Origin of the sequence: Bacillus sp. Marseille-Q1617, from assembly GCF_903645295.1 — a bacterium.
Classification (GTDB): Bacteria; Bacillota; Bacilli; order Bacillales; family Bacillaceae_B; genus Rossellomorea.
The window spans coordinates 693,831-710,703 of the sequence record NZ_CAHJXM010000003.1; the positions used below are offsets into that span (position 1 = coordinate 693,831).

A 16,873-nucleotide genomic window follows, 5' to 3' on the forward strand; every position below is an offset into this window, starting at 1 on the left:
CATCTATTTTAAATCTTTATTATGTGAAAGGTGCTGGTTGGCAAAGTTCAATTCTATCTTCAAATGATCCATATCATCAGCCAATACCGCTTCCAAATCCTTTTCCAATGAATCGATTAATTCATCCAAGGTTGAACGGGTCTGCTGAAGCGATAAAAAAGCCTCTTGGCTTTTGCCTGGCTGGGCTGCCAGGAAGGTATATTTCTCAGTGAGTTCGACAACAGAATCCAGATGGTAGTAGAAGAAAGATTCAGATGAGTAATAACGTTTGGGTTCTTTATTTACTAACTGAAAGATTCTTCTTGATAACCGGTTTATTTCAAGGATTTGTTTGAATGCACCTAATGAACGGACTTTTAACTGTTGTTTCTGCAGCCGTTTGATTTTTTCCTTCGCTTCTTTTAAATTCTTGCTGATATACCGATATTCCTTTCTTGTAAGTCCTTTTTTATTCAGCCACAAGCTTTTTTGAATTCCTTTAATAAGCAGGAAGGTAATTATACCTGTGACAATACTGCATAAAAGAGTCAGGGGAAATCCTATGTCCAAAGTCAGTAAATATACTATGAAACTGGCTGAGCCGATTGTAACGGCAAGTATACCTCTTATTATTAAATGTAAAAACGTATTCATCTTATCTACCCCTTAAAAGAATGCTTTCCTTTAATACGTTCGAATGATCGAAAAAGTTTCAATGAAGTTATTCTAATTGTAACAGAATGCAAGGCAAGGTCATACTGGGGCACTAACTAAAAATCGATCTTAATTACTGTAAGGAATTGACTACATTCTTTCAATTTAATAACATTTCCGGAATATATGATTAAAGTTTCAGCTTTTTTGATAAAATGTTTTAGTGAAAAGAAAAGCGGAGGCGGCTCGCTCAGAGGCGACAAGCATAAGACAGGGCAGCCATAAAGGCGCTCTTTGCCTTTCTGGATGGCATGACTTATGTCTCGAGCCTCTAGCCGCCGGAGCTGGACAAAAGAAAAGCGGAGGCGGCTCGCTCAGAGGCGACAAGCATAAGACAGGGCAGCCATAAAGGCGCTCTTTGCCTTTCTGGATGGCATGACTTATGTCTCGAGCCTCTAGCCGCCGGAGCTGGACAAAAGAAAAGCGGAGGCGGCTCGCTCAGAGGCGACAAGCATAAGACAGGGCAGCCATAAAGGCGCTCTTTGCCTTTCTGGATGGCATGACTTATGTCTCGAGCCTCTAGCCGCCGGAGCTGGACAAAAGAAAAGCGGAGGCGGCTCGCTCAGAGGCGACAAGCATAAGACAGGGCAGCCATAAAGGCGCTCTTTGCCTTTCTGGATGGCATGACTTATGTCTCGAGCCTCTAGCCGCCGGAGCTGGACAAAAGAAAAGCGGAGGCGGCTCGCTCAGAGGCGACAAGCATAAGACAGGGCAGCCATAAAGGCGCTCTTTGCCTTTCTGGATGGCATGACTTATGTCTCGAGCCTCTAGCCGCCGGAGCTGGACAAAAGAAAAGCGGAGGCGGCTCGCTCAGAGGCGACAAGCATAAGACAGGGCAGCCATAAAGGCGCTCTTTGCCTTTCTGGATGGCATGGCTTATGTCTCGAGCCTTTAGCCGCCGGAGCTGGACAAAAGAAAAGCGTAGGCGGCTCGCTCAGCCCCGACAAGCATAAGATGAATGGGCCGGGAAGGCGTTCTCTGCCTTCTTGGACCATTAAGCTTATGACCTCGAGGGGCTAGCCGCCGGAGCTGGACAAAAGAAAAGCGGAGGCGGCTCGCTCAGAGGCGACAAGCATAAGACAGGGCAGCCATAAAGGCGCTCTTTGCCTTTCTGGATGGCATGACTTATGTCTCGAGCCTCAAGCCGCCGGAGCTGGACAAAAGAAAAGCGTAGGCGGCTCGCTCAGAGGCGACAAGCATAAGACGGGGCAGCCATAAAGGCGTTCTTTGCCTTTCTGGATGGCATGGCTTATGTCTTGAGCCTCAAGCCGCTGGAGCTGGACAGATTGACGACACAGGTGGGTGGACAGATGAAAAAAACGATCACGCTGATGATCATCATGCTTTTCTGGGTGTCTTCACCCATGGCATCAGCTCAGGAAAATAAAGCCAATAAGCCGGATACACTTTTCAGTAAATCGGCTGTCTTAATAGATTCCGGGACAGGAAGTGTCCTTTACTCAAAGAATGCCCATAAAAAAATGAACCCTGCGAGTATAACTAAGGTCGCAACAGCTATATATGCGCTTGAGCACACCAGCCTGGATGAAACCGTCACAGTCAGTGATCGTGCTTCGAAAACAGAAGGCTCCACGGTTTATTTGCTAGCCGGTGAAACCATTTCGATGCATCAGTTATTGCAAGGACTAATGGTCAATTCTGGAAATGATGCTGCAGTAGCCATAGCAGAGCATACAGAAGGATCTGTAGAGGCCTTCATGAAAAAATTGAACGAGTTTTTAAGGGATGAGGTGGGTGTAAAGAATACTCACTTTGACAATCCTCATGGGCTTTATGACGAAAACCATTATACGACAGCGTATGATATGGCAGAAATAACAAGCTATGCTTTAAAGAATGATGCTTTTAAACAACTTTTTGATATTGGTATGATGAATTGGTCTTCTGAGGGATGGAAGACAACCCTTTACAATCATCATAAAATGGTCAAGGGTGAATTACCTTATCCCGAAGTGACTGGCGGTAAGAATGGTTTTGTACCTGAAGCTAATCATACGCTTGTTACTTCTGCAGAAAATGCTGGTTTATCGGTTGTTGCAGTGACGATGAATGCACAAAGTAAGCGGGCCATTTATGCAGACACCAAATCCCTGTTGGATTACGGATTGAAGCAGTTTATGCGTACCTATGTATCCAAGGATAGTGAATTTCAGACAAGCAGCGAATCGTATCAACTACCATCTGATTTTCATTATACAAAGCACCTTAACGAAACAGTAAATGAGGTGGTCGATCAAGATGGCATCCTCACGATTTATAACGGACAAAACGAAAAAATAGCTTCCACGAAGCTTAAAGCTGCTCATATCTCTGCTAAAAAACAGCAAGATGTACTGGCATCGAGCATTCATGGGATGAAAAAAAGTGATGTGTCGGATTCGGCCGTATTTTACCCTCTATTTCTTTACTTGATCATCTTGGTAATGGCTGGGATTTCCATGATGAAAAGAAGGGAACGCGAGCTTTAGTTCCGCATATTTTTTAAACGATATAAACAGGCTGTTCCGATGGGGACAGCCTGTTTTATCCTTAGTCCACGATTATATATCCGATCATAGGTCCGTTATGTTCCATCGTTTTGTGGGTTTTACATATCAACCGATACGTGCCTTCTTTTGTAAACGTAACATTGACAATGGTTTCTTTTCCTTTCTTTACAGTTCCCTTGACATTTGTTCCTTCGATGTAAAATGGATGCTCCTGTCCATTCACTCCATGGATTCGGAATTGTACTTGTTTATCCTTTTCCACAACGATTGTGCCAGGATCCCAGCGGTATGATTCAATCTCTTCTCCATCAGTGCCTTGTGTTGTGAACTCTCCAGTCACTAATTCAATTGTCTGTACATCCGATGAACCCCCTAAAGATACAGTAGGGTACGAATGTTGCGTTTTATAAGCCCAGATGGATCCAATACTAATAATCAAAATGGTAAAAAAGATGGCAATAATGGATGATTTTTTCAGTACTAAAAATTTCAAGACTTCTCCTCCTTATAATTATATCAATTGAAACCTTTAGTTTATTGTTATGCTGGGCAGGGGTCGAACTTGTCTACTTAATGAGGAGTGTAATGAACATATCAATTTGATTTTGCCTTGTATTTATGTAAAATTTGATGGAGAGAGCAAGGAGGGTGAAGCATTGGAAAACACTTGGAAAGTGATCATGACACATAGTGATGCCGAACCGTGGTGGTTTTTTGAAGATTGGAAACGCGATATTGTGAAAGAGTGGGAGTTTGATAATAAAAGCGAAGCAGTAAGAAAATATCTGGATGAGTGTGTAGCATTAAGCAGGGAATTTCCCAACATGAAGACGAAGAAATACAATTCGATTGCATTCTGGAATGAAAACGAAGTAGTGTTTTGTGAGGCTTGCGATGATGATTTGCAAATGTATCATGGTATCATTCTATTCGAGAATGATCATCTTATCGAGAATGTTGATACTCTTGAAGGGCTGAAGGAAGAAATACAATCTTTAGCAAACGAAAAGTTGTAAGCATAAAAAAAGGAATGTGGCAGCTGCCACATTCTTTTTATTTAGCAGGGAAGTCTTAATCTGTCACTCCGGTTCTAATCAGCTTAAGTTGAACGCTGACATCGAATTCTGCATCTTTATATTTTTCTTCCCACTCCTTATCGGTAAGAGATGCATGATTTCTACGTGTTTTATATTCCATACCAAAACCGATGGGGTCAGCATTGACTTCTTGAAGCATCTTGATGTTCTCCTTGATTTTTTTTTCGATGAATTTACTTGCTTCCGCTTCAACAAGTTTAAGGGTTTTTGGATCAGAAAGCTTTAATTGTTCGGTTATTTCATGAAGACGTGCATCAAGTGTTAATTTAACTGTAAATGTTGGTTTATCCTGTTTGCCGGCTTTAATTAGATGGTCGGACTTTATACTGTCAAACACAATATAAATCTTCTCTTCGTCATTCGTTTCCTCCCCATCCGCATTTCCCATGTCGGAAAGATGTGGTTTAAAAGGTTCCAAAGGCAATCCCACTTCAAAACTGCCGGCAGTATGATAATTTTCAACTAACGCTCGAAGATAAAACATATCTTCCTTTTTTAATTCCTTAACGAATTTATCCTTGTGAAATATGGCAAATCCGTCAATACCCAATGTACCTTTAGAAGGTGCGAGAATTGGCAGTATGGGATCTTTGCCTATGCTTCCGTAATCTGTGATGAATTCCTGCAGGGTAGGAGCGATTATGAACTCACTCTCCACATTCTGTTTGACAAGATTATATAAATAGGTGCCCTTATTTGAATGTTTTTCAGTCATCTGATATGTGAGTAAATCCTCTGATGTCGTATCAGAAACGGCTAAGTACACCATATTGCCTATGGAAGAATCTCTTTCGAGAGTATCAACGAGATGAGAGATGCCTTTACTGGCTAATTCCCTTCCATATATGGCTATCCTTAATTGACCGGAAACAAGTTTATGGTCAGTATCAAAGTTTAAGGATATTCGATTGCCTTTTGAAGAATTAGCTTTACTGGTGAGTACTTTTTCCACATCCTGCATGGCAGGGTTGAATTGATACAGTACAACCGTCGCTTTCAGCTCCTTGTCTTCCGTTTCGTCGTAGCCGACTGCCGTTATCAACCCGAGCTTTTCTAAATATTTATATTCGACACAGCCGGTGATTACTGGTGCCAGTAATACCATGAAGAGTAGTATATATCGTTTCATGTTCCTTTCCCTCCCTTCATTTTGGTGAAGGTCTGTTTGATTTTCACCAGCATGAACAAGAAACAAGGGTATATGAAAGATAAAATAAACGCGGCAGCACCAACTTTGTCGGTAACTTTATTCATTGTCAATCGATCATCAATCAGCAAACTGCCTGCAACCAGGGCAGCGGCAAAGCAATAAATGGTTTTTTTTTGTGAAACATTGAATACTCGTTTGACCCCCCTCGTGGATGCCCAGAAAAATATACATATATTAGGAAGGATGACCAGCATCCAAAATGAAACTGCAATAAATTCGAATCTTTCCAGATTGGGTATCCGTACAATTTTAAACATGGAAAGAACAGGCCAAATCGTTTTCATTAATGATTCATGTGAGAAAAAACCAATGCTTACAGCTGTTACTAGAGTCAAAAGAAGCGTACTGTAACCGGTCCCGATCAACGCGAATTTCAACGCGTTCTTCTTTTCTTTTATGTATGGATATATCAATAACAATAATTCAAAACCAATCATTGAAAAGCTGACCTTATATATCGCCTTCATGTGATCTTTCCACGATGCAACGAAAACAGGTTGAAGGTGGTTGATGTCCAAATGCTTGATTGGTGTATAGATCATGACTATCAGCCATAGGGTAAGGATTAAACTGATAAAGGTAACCCCCACAACCACTCTAATGCCGCCAAGCACCGCGTAGCTTGCCAAAAAGACTAAAAAAGCAACTAGGAGCCAGGTAGGCATTTTAGGAAAAATCCATGCCTGTACCATCTCTGTGTAATTCATTATGATTACATACGTAACAACTAAAAAATAGAGGATGTACACAAGATTCAAAAGTTTACTTATCCACTTTCCAAAAAGATCAAACTGTATGCCATATAGATCAGCGCTGGAATAACATGAGAGTAATTTAGACATGAAGAAAAGAACGATGAACACAAGGATTCCCGCCGCAAACGCAGATATCCATGCATCCTGTTTTGATTCCATATAGACGACCCTTGGCACCCCTGCTATCCCTACGCCTATTTGAGCAGTGTGAAGAATAAAAGCAACCAAGTATGCGTTGAATATCAAATTTTTCTTTGGCTCAAGGTTTACTTTCATTCTCATCACCCTTCTTAGAGACTACGGACATATCATCATTCTTTTTCATTCACTGGAAATGTGAAAATCATTCGTCCACATCTTTTTTCTGCTTTCTTTTTTTAGCGGGAATTCGATTCGTATCTACTGGATGATTCGTTATCGGGCGCTGTAATAAAAATTGATAAGGGAGACGGAAAAGACTATACTTCAAGTCTGAAAATCTGAGTGGGTAAACGGGTGACAAATATGGCCGTCCCAATGTCGTCACTTTCAATAAGTGAATCAGAATGAAACAAAAACAAAACATGATGCCCCCCCCGCCGTACAAACCCGCCATCAAAATGATAGGAAAGCGGATCATGCGCACCGCTGTACCAATGGCATAACTCGGTGCGGTAAAGGATCCCAGGGCGCTTATGGCAATGATGATGATCAGGATATTACTGGTGAATCCTGCGTCTACAGCAGCCTGTCCGATAACAATACCTCCAACGATACCCATCGTCTGACCGACTTTAGTAGGAAGCCTGGCTCCTGCTTCCCTTAAGAGCTCTATGACAAATTCCAAAAGTAACGCTTCGAATACTGGAGGAAACGGGACATTGGATCGTGATTGGCCTAAAGAAACCAATAGCGCGGAAGGGATGACCTCATAATGAAAAGTGAGCACGGCTACGTACGCCGGCGTTAATAAAACTGAAAAGAATATGGCAATGAATCGTATGATCCGGAGGAAAGTCCCCATATTCCATCTCATATAGATATCTTCAGTTGATTCAAAGAAATTCATAAAAGTAGATGGACCGATGATCACAGTAGGACTTCTGTCCACGAGCAGACCGATTTTTCCGTGCAGCAGTGAAATCGTGAGCCGGTCGGGAAGTTCAGTAGTGATGAATTGAGGAAAGACAGTCAGGGAGTTGTCTTCTATCATCTGTGACAGCACCGTCGAATCAATGATGCTATCCACCTCAAGATCCTTGATCCTTTGTCTGAATGTATTGACGTTTTCCTCATCTGCTATATCTCTTATATAGACCATCTGAACTTTCTTTTTGGCACGTGTACCAATCATTAGCGTCTCTACACAAAGCTTGGGATCGTTGATATTTGAGCGTATGAGGTTCAAATTTTTAGAAATCGATTCCGTAAAAGCTATTTTGGGGCCGAAGACAAGTGATTCAGTTTCAGCCTTTTCTAATCCGCGAGTCGCTTTATCCTGTACATCTGCGATGACCCCATAAGAATCGTTTTCTCTGAACATATAAGCTGAACCATTTGCCAACTGTTCAACTACCTCGCTAATTTGATTTGTCCGTGTAATGTTCGCTATATTTATCTTATTTGCGATTGTTTCAGCGTCCAGTTCATCCTTGTATTCTTCAAGCGGACGTATGATAGACGTGTTTAATGAATTTACATTGACTAAATCTTCAAAATAAACGAGGATGATTTTCTGCTCATTCGGCTGCAGAATCCTAAAAATCAAATCATCACTGCTGCTCACATACGATTTTATTTCTTGTTTGAATTTTCCTACATCGAAGCTATGAGCAGCGTTCTTTTCCAGGTTAGCAGCTGCTTTATTGCGTCTGAACACTTCTCATCACCCTATGCCTGAATTTATTTTTAGATTTCCCACGTTTTGTTTTATTAATCATTTTCACGAAGGATTAGGAATAGAGAGGGCGTACATAAATCCTGAAGGGGATGGTAACGATAAAAATGGAGGTGATGATAGATGAGTAGAAAAAAAGAAGATCCATCTAAGGCAATGCTGGGCTCTTCCCAGGTAGAAGGGCAAGGAACGACCAATCAAGAGTTATCCGGAGGGACGAAAGCAGATTCTTCAAGGTCGAAGAAGAAAAAATAATCGTACGCATTCCATCAGTCTGACGGGTTCTGACTGTCAGGGCGACTGTGTATATAATTATGCGAGCAAGTATGGTATAATGGTATTAATCGCAGAAAATTTACCTACATTACACCCAGCTTTCATTATATAACCACTTTTAAATTTACTGTGCACTATCACCACAATCAGTTTTTTCGTGCCTGGCATGGAAATCCTGCTTACCTAAAAGGAGGACATTCAATGGCTTTTGGTCGTCGAAATCAAGTAGAAGAAGAAATTAAAACCGAGGAAACAGAAATTTGGGCTTGTTCTTCTGTTGATTGCAAAGGGTGGATGAGGGATAACTTCAAGAGCGAAGAAACTCCTAAATGCCCGCTTTGCAACGCTGACATGGAAAAATCAACGAAAGTTCTGCAAGTAGTGGATAATCCCCATCCAACAATGAAATCGTCCTGATCCGTCTAAGAATCAATCTCCTGATTGATTCTTTTTTTTTATTATTTTAAAACGCTTTTTTTGTTCCTGAATAGTATGTAGTGTAACATGCGTAAAAGGAGGGAGCACCATGTCCGGTAAAAACAAAAAGGAAAAAGAAGTACCGATCATGCCAGAGAAAAATGAAAATTCGATTTGGGACAGCTTTTGGAAGCTTGAAAGGCCAGAAGCTGAAGCTAAACCCCAAGCTGAAGAACAGAATACAGAAGAAACCACTTTCAGATGGTTTTGATTTTTCAGTACTGCAGAGGAGTTTAGCCCCTCTGCAGTTTTTTATGGTGCCTGGCTGTTTCTGATATGTTTACCGATACCCCAAAATTGGTAGAAAAAATATATAAGACAAAAGGGGGAATGTTGGAATTGATCATTGATAACGTAAGATTATATGATGGACAGGATTTCAAACAAGAAGGCGGGGTCCATCATGTGATCATTGAAGAGGGAAAAATAAGAGAAATCCGCAAAGGGAAAACGGAGGAACACGGCGCACATGTCGTGGATGGCAAGGAGAGGGTCATGACCCCTGCATTCCATGATTCCCATATGCATTTCCTGCGCTACGGCTTGATGAAAAGGGAATTGGACCTGAGGCATGTAACGAGCTGGGAACATATGAAGGAAGAAGTGCGCGTACATTATCCTCAAATGGAAAAGGGTGACTGGGTTGTAGGGAGAGGGCTGGACGACAGTTCATTCACTGACCGTGATTCTCTTATCCAGGCAAAGGACCTGGATGAGCTGCACCTTCATACATATATGTTCTTCCTGCATCAGGACGGGCATGAATGTGTTGTTAATCATAAAGTGATGGATCTCCTGAAACAGGAAGAAGAATTCTCTGACATCCCGGACGCTTTTAAGGAGACGGATGGTGAAGGAAATTGGACAGGGCGCTTCAAGGATACGGCTGTTCACTTTATCAAACATCATTTTCGCAGCAGGGACACTGAAGATGCAATAGATGCCCTGAAATACGGCATCCCCCATCTCCTCAAACACGGGATCACCACCATCCACTCTGAGGATTTGAACTTCATCGGATCATTTGACCGCCTATGGAGCGCCTACACTGCATTAGAGAAAGTAGGAAAGCTTCCGATCAAGGCTTATCTGCATCACTATATCTTCAAAAAGAAACATCTGGAGGACTATCTGCAGTCGCATCCATTCCGTACCGGTGAAGGAACGGAAAAAGTGAAGGTGGGAGCGGTGAAGGTTTTCCTTGACGGGACTCAAAGGTTACATACTTCTGCGATGAGAATCCCGTATAAAGATAAAAAGGATACGGCAGGAAATCTTGTCTATTCACAAGAGGAACTGAATGATATTGTAAAGCTTGCCGGCCAGAACAGGATGCAGGTGGCGGTGCACGCCATCGGGGACAGGGCAGTGGAACAGGCGATAACAGCGTTTGAGCAGCCTGAGGCGAATACAGAAACCCTGCGGCACAGGATCATCCATGCCCAAACTCTGGGACAAGATCTTCTTTACCGATTGAAGAAGCTTCACGCTGTCATTGAGACCCAGCCATCTTTCCTCCTCAGTGAGTGGGATAAGAAAGAAAAGTGGACAGGAGAGGAGCTGGCACCGTACTGTGATGCATTCAAGAGTATGCTCAATCACAATGTTCCGATTACACTCAGTTCTGATTTGCCCATTGGTTCGCTTAATCCTTTTGAAGGGATCTTTGCTGCAGTGAATCGGACCGACTATAAAGGAAACCCGGGAGGCGGCTGGCAGCCCCAGGAAAAGCTTGCCGTAGATGAAGCTTTTATTGGCTATACCTCGACCCCGACACTCATCGAATTGAACGAGGAGCATAATCAAGGCAGGCTGACTATTGGAGAAAGGGCAGATTTCCTGCTCCTCGATCGGCATCCTCTGGAAGTCGCTGAAAACCAGCTTCATCATATTCAAGTGGTGGAGACATGGGCTGAAGGTGAAAAAGTTTACAGTAATAAATGAATATAATGGTTTAGACGACGATCCGGAGAGCCAATGTTTTCTCTGGATCGTTTTGTTTTTGTGTATGAGTTGGCACAAGGAAAAATGTAGATTACAATAAAGAAAGAAAAATGGAAAGGAGGCTGAAAGAGATTGAAAGAAGCTCATGACATACTCAAACAATACTTTGGGTATTCAGAATTCAGAAAAGGACAGGATGAAATCATATCCAACGTCTTATCCGGAAAGAATACAGCCGGTATCATGCCAACCGGCGGAGGGAAATCAATTTGTTATCAAGTTCCCGCATTGCTGCTTGAGGGAGTCACCCTTGTCATCTCTCCTTTGATTTCATTAATGAAAGATCAGGTTGATTCGCTGACATTCCAAGGCATCCCTGCCACATACATAAACAGCACACTCAGTGCAGCCGAAGTGGAAGAGCGGATGGAAGAACTTTCTTACGGAGAATATAAACTGCTGTATATAGCACCTGAACGGCTGGAGTCCCCGCAATTCATCCGCTACCTCAATTCATTGGTTATACCGCTGGTCGCTGTGGATGAAGCTCATTGCTTATCTCAATGGGGACATGATTTCAGGCCGAGCTATATGGGAATCTATGATGCAGTGAATCAACTATCTTCACAACCTGTCATTCTGGCTTTGACCGCCACGGCAACCCCTCAAGTTCAACGTGATATCCTCAACCATCTTCATATCCCCTCAGAAAACAAAGTATTGACGGGTTTTCAACGAAACAATCTTTTCTTTAATGTGTTAAAAGGTGAGGACAGGAAGCGCTGGATTGGTCAATATATCGGGAGGAACAGCCAGCAGTCAGGGATCATCTATTGCGCAACCCGCAAGGAAGTTGAAAATGTGCATGATCACTTGGTGAAAAAGGGAGTGTCTGCAGGGAAATATCACGGCGGACTGTCCGATTCCCTCAGGCTCGAACAGCAGGAGTCGTTTTTAAATGACTCCATCATGGTAATGGTGGCCACAAATGCATTCGGGATGGGGATCAACAAATCAAATGTAAGATACGTCGTTCATTATCAAATCCCGAAAAATATGGAAGCGTACTACCAGGAAGCCGGCCGTGCCGGGAGGGACGGAGTGGAAAGCGAATGCATCCTGCTCTTTTCCCCGCAGGACATCCAGACCCAGCGGTACATCATCGATCAGAACGTGATGAGTCCGGAACTTCATCATAATGAATTGCAGAAACTGAGGGACATGGTGGATTTTGTGCATACTGAAACCTGCCTTCAGAATTATATCCTTTCTTATTTCGGGGAAGAGTCTGAGGGTGAATGCGGTCACTGCAGCAACTGTCTTGATGACAGGGAGTCGGAGGATGTCACGGTCAAAGCCCAGATGGTGCTTTCATGCATGATCCGGATGAACGAACGTTTCGGCACCTCCATGATCAGCGGCGTGCTGACCGGATCGAAAGGGAAGAAGATTCTCGATTTCAGATTCGATAAGCTGTCGACCTACGGGTTGTTGAAAGGGGAGTCGCAGAAGGAAGTCGGCCTCTTCATCGACTACTTGATTTCAGAAGGCATCATCGAAGTAGAGGGGGGAAGCTATCCGGTACTTAAAGTCTCAAGTAAAGGACGGGAAGTCTTAATAGGGGAAAAGCAGGTTACACGCAAGAAACAGGTCACTCCTGCTCCAGCCTTATCAAATGAAGATGAACTGTTCCAGGTCTTGAGGGATTTGAGGAAGACCATCGCAAAAGAAGAAGGGGTTCCTCCGTTTGTCATCTTTTCAGACAAAACGCTGCATGATATGTGCCTGAAGCAGCCTTCTGATGAAGCTGAGTTCCTCAATGTCAGCGGAGTCGGGGAAAGTAAACTCGAACGCTACGGTGAATTATTCATGAAAGAAATCAAATCCTTCTTAAATGACAATCAAGGCTATACCCGTAAGATTGAAGAAGAACCGGCTGAATCCCCATCACCAAGGGGGAGGGGACAATCGGACGAGCCATCTCATTTGGTCACGTTCAAAATGTTCAGCGAAAATAAAGATATTAAAGAAATTGCTTCAGCTCGGGGAATGAGCACGGCAACGATCGAAAACCATATCATCCGTTCCTACGAAGAAGGCCTTCTGGATGACTGGAGCCGCTTCTTTACCGATGAAGAAGAATCACTGATCGAATCAGCAGTCAACAAAACAGGGGAAAAGCCTCTGAAGCCGATAAAAGAGGAACTACCTGAAGAAATATCGTATTTCCAGATCAAAGGATATCTGGCTAAAAAGAGAATGCATTAAAAAAACCAATCAGGGACGCGGTCCCTGATTGGTTTTTTGCATTCCGGCATAAAATATATGCGGCAAATGTCATTTATGCTTTTTGAGATGCTTTCAGCTCAAGGAATTCATCATAAGTCGTCTGCTTATCGATGATTCCGCCATCCTTGATTTCAATGATGCGGTTTGCAATCGTCTGAATGAACTGATGGTCATGGGAAGCAAAGATCATGGCTCCCTTAAACGCGATCAATCCATTATTCAATGCCGTGATGGACTCAAGATCCAAGTGGTTGGTAGGCTCATCCAGCAGCAGGACATTTGAGCCGCTCAGCATCATCTTGGATAGCATGCAGCGGACTTTTTCTCCACCTGAAAGTACACTAGGCTTTTTCAGAACTTCTTCTCCGGAGAATAACATGCGTCCCAAGAATCCGCGAAGGAATGTTTCACTTTCATCTTCCGGAGAATATTGGCGCAGCCACTCAACTAGTGAAGGTTCCGACCCTTCAAAGTACTCCGAGTTGTCTTTAGGGAAATAAGCTTGAGATGTCGTGACACCCCATTTATAAGAACCACTGTCAGGCTCCATCTCTCCGGCGAGGATTTTGAACAAAGTCGTTTTGGCAATTTCATCTGCTCCGACAAGGGCGATTTTATCTTCCTTGTTCATGATAAAGCTGACGTTGTCTAAAACCTTCACCCCGTCGATTGTTTTGGTCAGTCCTTCAACTCTCAGGACGTCGTTCCCGATTTCCCTTTCTGGCTTGAACTGAACGTAAGGGTAGCGGCGGGAGCTCGGTTTGATATCATCTAAAGAAATTTTATCCAATAGCTTTTTACGGGAAGTTGCTTGCTTCGATTTGGAAGCATTGGCAGAGAACCTCGCTACGAAAGCTTGAAGCTCCTTGATTTTTTCTTCCTTCTTCTTATTCTGATCCTGAGCCATTTTTAGTGCCAGCTGGCTGGACTCATACCAGAAATCATAGTTACCGACATAAATCTGGAGCTTTCCAAAATCAAGATCGGCAATGTGCGTACATACCTTATTCAAGAAATGACGGTCATGGGATACAACGATGACCGTATTTTCAAAGTTTATCAGAAATTCTTCCAGCCATTGAATCGCCTGGATATCCAAGTGGTTGGTAGGCTCATCAAGAAGCAGGACATCGGGTTTTCCGAATAATGCCTGGGCAAGAAGAACTTTTACTTTATCTCCACCTGTAAGCTCGGACATCTGCTTTGCATGAAGATTTTCCCCGATTCCTAGGCCTTTCAATAGGATGGCGGCTTCTGATTCTGCTTCCCATCCATTCAGTTCAGCGAATTCGCCTTCCAATTCAGCGGCTCTCATGCCGTCTTCATCAGAGAAATCTTCTTTCATGTAAATAGCGTCTTTTTCCTGCATAACTTCGTATAAACGGGTGTGTCCCATGATGACAACTTTCAATACTTCATATTCTTCATACTCAAAGTGATCCTGCTTCAATACCGCAAGGCGCTCACCCGGTGACATGGAGACATTACCGGTTTGAGCTTCGATATCACCCGATAGAATTTTAAGAAATGTAGATTTACCTGCACCGTTCGCACCGATCAGTCCGTAACAGTTCCCAGGAGTAAATTTTATATTCACGTCTTCGAATAACTTGCGGTCACCGAAACGTAAGCTTACATCTGATACTTGAATCATTCATACTACCTCCCATTACTCAATCTAAAAGATTATAACATGTGAAAGGGGAAAAAAGATAGCGTTTAGGAGAATCCAAGTAGCAATGAATTCATTCATCTTGTTATGTTGTTCCACTTTTATACCAGTGAACAACATGAGATGTTAATCTCTCCATTGTACACCCTCTTGATGTTCACACTTAGTCACAATGGATAGGCTCGTGTCATAGTTTGTAATGTGCTGGAAAGAGGAGGAATGAACATGTATCATCAATACCATCCATATGAAGAGATGAATAAGTTTACGAGACAAATCGATCAGACATTACGAAGGGATATTCAAAAAGCGATAAATGATGAATTCAAGGCAATATCCTATTATACACAATTGGCTGAAACTGGCCCCTGATAATAATGCGCGTCAGGCCATTCTGGGAATAAGGCAGGATGAAATCCGTCACTTTAATGCCTTTTCACAAGTATATCTTGAATTGACTGGCAGATATCCGCGCATCGACCTGGTCAAACCAAGAGACCTTCCAACGAATTATAGACAGGGCATAAGAGAAAGCATCAAAGATGAATCAGAAACGGTTCCGTTTTATCTTTCGATTGCAAACCGACTCACTGAGCCTCGTGCAAAAAGAAGATTTACCAGAGCCGCTTATGATGAACAGCGTCATGCCCAGATACTCAGAAATGTATAAAAAGAAACCGAAAATCACTTAAAAAATTGGACAGTGATTTTCGGTTTTTTATTTTGATTAGAATCATACATTGGAGTATACTATAATTACATAAATTCCAATCAGAAAGGTATGAATTAATGTGAATGCACAAAATTCGATACCGAAACCATTAGTAGACTTAAATCAATGGTTTATTGTAAGCTTTGTCATACTATCCTGGGTACTGCAGCTTCCATGGCTGTTATGGATTCCATTTTTCGCCGTTCTCTCAGGTGCGCTTTTTAAATTTAACCCTGTCATGAAAATAGGAAGATTGTTCTTGAAAAATGAGGTTAATTCTTACCGTCCTGAAGATGCAGGACAGCAGAGATTCAATGCAGTTATTGCAGCCGGGTGTCTTGGAACTGCACTGCTCTGCGAACTGCTTCATTGGAGAATCGGGTTTTATCTGTTCTCCGGGATGGTATTACTAGCCGCCTCAATCGCTCTGGCAGGCTTCTGCATCGGATGTTTCATACGTTATCAATGGCAGCGGCAGCAATACAAACGGAAGATCATTAAAGAATGATCAAAATGTTGGACGCACCTCAACCTATTCGAGGATGCGTCCTTCTTTTCTTCATTATAAATTTGTAAAGATATATGAAAGAATAATCCCTGCTGCAGAAAGGAAGCCTACCAGCGGACCTCCATCTTCAAACGCTTCTGGAAGCATGGTAGAAGAAACCATCGCTAATAATCCTCCTGCACCAAAGGCTCCGATGATATACTCCGTACTCTCGGGAGCATCTTGTAAAAAGGTGTAACCTAAAAGGGAACTTAGGGAAGACACCACTACAACGCTGCCCCAGAGGATCAAAATTTTTTTGGTGCTGTATCGATCAAGCTTTAACCCGATGCTGCTTGATAATGCTTCAGGAAAATTACTGATGAAAATTGCGGCAATAAATACCCATTGGATGGATTGACTTCCAAGGAAACTCACCCCGATGATAATGGATTCAGGTATGGCATCCATAAGCGTGCCTATGTAAATGGCTAAACCAGAATGATCATGGGGATTCTTCTTTGAGCGTTTCCGTTGACTTCCCCCTTTTTTTGATATCCATAATTCAAAAGCTGTAAAAATGGCTGCGCCTAATAAAAACATCGCGGTGATATGAATGATATTAGCGTTGCCCGCGGCTTCGCTAAGTAAATCAAAGGTAGCAGAGCCAATGATAAGCCCTGTTCCAAAAGCCATGATAAAGGCAGTGATTCTTTTTGGTATCTTAAAGAAAATGCCGATTAAGGCTCCTAAAAATAACGATAAACTCGCTGCTCCTCCCCAAAGCGCTGCCTGAAACATTTCACTGCCTCCTTTATGTTAGTAGTATGGAAATTACTCAACTTTACATACAACGAATAATTCCTCAGATGATC

17 protein-coding genes are annotated in these 16,873 nt (G+C 42.6%); 10 read left to right on the forward strand and 7 right to left on the reverse strand.

Translation table 11 applies throughout. The features are described from left to right. Nucleotides 1–3: 3 nt before the first annotated feature. Nucleotides 4–633: a 5-bromo-4-chloroindolyl phosphate hydrolysis family protein gene (locus HWX64_RS20820; RefSeq protein ID WP_175991403.1), complete on the reverse strand. Its 630-nt coding sequence runs from the start codon at nucleotides 631–633 to the stop codon at nucleotides 4–6. A gap of 1,370 nt (nucleotides 634–2,003) precedes the next feature. On the opposite strand from HWX64_RS20820, the gene HWX64_RS20825 reads away from it, so the two are divergent. Beyond that, nucleotides 2,004–3,182 carry a D-alanyl-D-alanine carboxypeptidase family protein gene (locus tag HWX64_RS20825; protein WP_175991404.1) on the forward strand — a complete coding sequence of 393 codons (1,179 nt, stop codon included), beginning with the start codon at nucleotides 2,004–2,006 and terminating at the stop codon, nucleotides 3,180–3,182. Between the two features lie 61 nt (nucleotides 3,183–3,243). On the opposite strand, the gene HWX64_RS20830 is transcribed toward HWX64_RS20825, so the two are convergent. Next, a complete protein-coding gene (locus HWX64_RS20830; protein WP_175991405.1) occupies nucleotides 3,244–3,696 on the reverse strand; it encodes a cupredoxin domain-containing protein in 453 nt (150 codons plus the stop codon). Nucleotides 3,697–3,859: 163 nt separating this feature from the next. On the opposite strand from HWX64_RS20830, the gene HWX64_RS20835 reads away from it, so the two are divergent. Further along, nucleotides 3,860–4,219, forward strand: a complete 360-nt coding sequence (locus HWX64_RS20835; protein WP_175991406.1) for a DUF1033 family protein — start codon at nucleotides 3,860–3,862, stop codon at nucleotides 4,217–4,219. 55 nt (nucleotides 4,220–4,274) lie between these two features. Here the strand turns inward: HWX64_RS20835 and HWX64_RS20840 are convergent, their stop codons facing one another. The 3 genes from HWX64_RS20840 to HWX64_RS20850 all read right to left on the reverse strand — a co-directional run bounded on the left by HWX64_RS20840 (nucleotide 4,275) and on the right by HWX64_RS20850 (nucleotide 8,123). After that, on the reverse strand, nucleotides 4,275–5,429 hold the full coding sequence (locus tag HWX64_RS20840; protein WP_175991407.1) for a Ger(x)C family spore germination protein: 1,155 nt from the start codon (nucleotides 5,427–5,429) through the stop codon (nucleotides 4,275–4,277). Continuing rightward, nucleotides 5,426–6,541, reverse strand: a complete 1,116-nt coding sequence (locus tag HWX64_RS20845) for a GerAB/ArcD/ProY family transporter (protein WP_175991408.1) — start codon at nucleotides 6,539–6,541, stop codon at nucleotides 5,426–5,428. The genes HWX64_RS20840 and HWX64_RS20845 overlap by 4 nt, the downstream gene beginning before the upstream one ends. A gap of 67 nt (nucleotides 6,542–6,608) precedes the next feature. Then, the gene (locus tag HWX64_RS20850) at nucleotides 6,609–8,123 is read right to left on the reverse strand and encodes a spore germination protein (RefSeq protein WP_254871227.1); all 1,515 of its coding nucleotides are present in this window, start codon (nucleotides 8,121–8,123) and stop codon (nucleotides 6,609–6,611) included. Nucleotides 8,124–8,264: 141 nt separating this feature from the next. On the opposite strand from HWX64_RS20850, the gene HWX64_RS20855 reads away from it, so the two are divergent. The 5 genes from HWX64_RS20855 to recQ all read left to right on the forward strand — a co-directional run bounded on the left by HWX64_RS20855 (nucleotide 8,265) and on the right by recQ (nucleotide 13,106). Then, on the forward strand, nucleotides 8,265–8,396 hold the full coding sequence (locus HWX64_RS20855; protein WP_175991409.1) for a YuzL family protein: 132 nt from the start codon (nucleotides 8,265–8,267) through the stop codon (nucleotides 8,394–8,396). Nucleotides 8,397–8,618: 222 nt separating this feature from the next. After that, nucleotides 8,619–8,834, forward strand: coding sequence for a cold-inducible protein YdjO-related protein (locus tag HWX64_RS20860; protein ID WP_175991410.1), 216 nt, complete (start codon nucleotides 8,619–8,621; stop codon nucleotides 8,832–8,834). Between the two features lie 109 nt (nucleotides 8,835–8,943). Then, nucleotides 8,944–9,105 carry a hypothetical protein gene (locus HWX64_RS20865; protein WP_175991411.1) on the forward strand — a complete coding sequence of 54 codons (162 nt, stop codon included), beginning with the start codon at nucleotides 8,944–8,946 and terminating at the stop codon, nucleotides 9,103–9,105. 128 nt (nucleotides 9,106–9,233) lie between these two features. After that, nucleotides 9,234–10,838 (forward strand): amidohydrolase, encoded by a 1,605-nt coding sequence (locus tag HWX64_RS20870; RefSeq protein WP_175991412.1) that lies wholly within the window; start codon nucleotides 9,234–9,236, stop codon nucleotides 10,836–10,838. Between the two features lie 132 nt (nucleotides 10,839–10,970). After that, nucleotides 10,971–13,106, forward strand: coding sequence for a DNA helicase RecQ (gene recQ, locus HWX64_RS20875; RefSeq protein ID WP_175991413.1), 2,136 nt, complete (start codon nucleotides 10,971–10,973; stop codon nucleotides 13,104–13,106). Nucleotides 13,107–13,179: 73 nt separating this feature from the next. On the opposite strand, the gene HWX64_RS20880 is transcribed toward recQ, so the two are convergent. After that, nucleotides 13,180–14,781, reverse strand: coding sequence for an ABC-F family ATP-binding cassette domain-containing protein (locus HWX64_RS20880; protein WP_175991414.1), 1,602 nt, complete (start codon nucleotides 14,779–14,781; stop codon nucleotides 13,180–13,182). 243 nt (nucleotides 14,782–15,024) lie between these two features. On the opposite strand from HWX64_RS20880, the gene HWX64_RS22005 reads away from it, so the two are divergent. The 3 genes from HWX64_RS22005 (at nucleotide 15,025) to HWX64_RS20890 (ending at nucleotide 16,019) form a co-directional block, all read left to right on the forward strand. Further along, nucleotides 15,025–15,171: a hypothetical protein gene (locus HWX64_RS22005; RefSeq protein WP_254871228.1), complete on the forward strand. Its 147-nt coding sequence runs from the start codon at nucleotides 15,025–15,027 to the stop codon at nucleotides 15,169–15,171. After that, on the forward strand, nucleotides 15,116–15,469 hold the full coding sequence (locus HWX64_RS20885) for a ferritin-like domain-containing protein (protein WP_254871229.1): 354 nt from the start codon (nucleotides 15,116–15,118) through the stop codon (nucleotides 15,467–15,469). Before HWX64_RS22005 ends, HWX64_RS20885 begins: the two co-directional genes overlap by 56 nt. A gap of 121 nt (nucleotides 15,470–15,590) precedes the next feature. Next, on the forward strand, nucleotides 15,591–16,019 hold the full coding sequence (locus HWX64_RS20890) for a DUF4395 domain-containing protein (RefSeq protein ID WP_254871230.1): 429 nt from the start codon (nucleotides 15,591–15,593) through the stop codon (nucleotides 16,017–16,019). 54 nt (nucleotides 16,020–16,073) lie between these two features. Here the strand turns inward: HWX64_RS20890 and HWX64_RS20895 are convergent, their stop codons facing one another. Further along, a complete protein-coding gene (locus HWX64_RS20895; protein ID WP_175991415.1) occupies nucleotides 16,074–16,799 on the reverse strand; it encodes a ZIP family metal transporter in 726 nt (241 codons plus the stop codon). Nucleotides 16,800–16,873: the final 74 nt, after the last annotated feature.

Coding starts and splice junctions, on each gene's coding strand:
- HWX64_RS20885 (WP_254871229.1), top strand. CDS start 15,116: ATGATGAATTCAAGGCAATATCCTATTATACACAATTGGCTGAAACTG.
- HWX64_RS20820 (WP_175991403.1), bottom strand. CDS start 633: ATGAATACGTTTTTACATTTAATAATAAGAGGTATACTTGCCGTTACA.
- HWX64_RS20825 (WP_175991404.1), top strand. CDS start 2,004: ATGAAAAAAACGATCACGCTGATGATCATCATGCTTTTCTGGGTGTCT.
- HWX64_RS20855 (WP_175991409.1), top strand. CDS start 8,265: ATGAGTAGAAAAAAAGAAGATCCATCTAAGGCAATGCTGGGCTCTTCC.
- HWX64_RS22005 (WP_254871228.1), top strand. CDS start 15,025: ATGTATCATCAATACCATCCATATGAAGAGATGAATAAGTTTACGAGA.
- HWX64_RS20840 (WP_175991407.1), bottom strand. CDS start 5,429: ATGAAACGATATATACTACTCTTCATGGTATTACTGGCACCAGTAATC.
- HWX64_RS20860 (WP_175991410.1), top strand. CDS start 8,619: ATGGCTTTTGGTCGTCGAAATCAAGTAGAAGAAGAAATTAAAACCGAG.
- HWX64_RS20880 (WP_175991414.1), bottom strand. CDS start 14,781: ATGATTCAAGTATCAGATGTAAGCTTACGTTTCGGTGACCGCAAGTTA.
- HWX64_RS20845 (WP_175991408.1), bottom strand. CDS start 6,541: ATGAAAGTAAACCTTGAGCCAAAGAAAAATTTGATATTCAACGCATAC.
- HWX64_RS20895 (WP_175991415.1), bottom strand. CDS start 16,799: ATGTTTCAGGCAGCGCTTTGGGGAGGAGCAGCGAGTTTATCGTTATTT.
- HWX64_RS20865 (WP_175991411.1), top strand. CDS start 8,944: ATGTCCGGTAAAAACAAAAAGGAAAAAGAAGTACCGATCATGCCAGAG.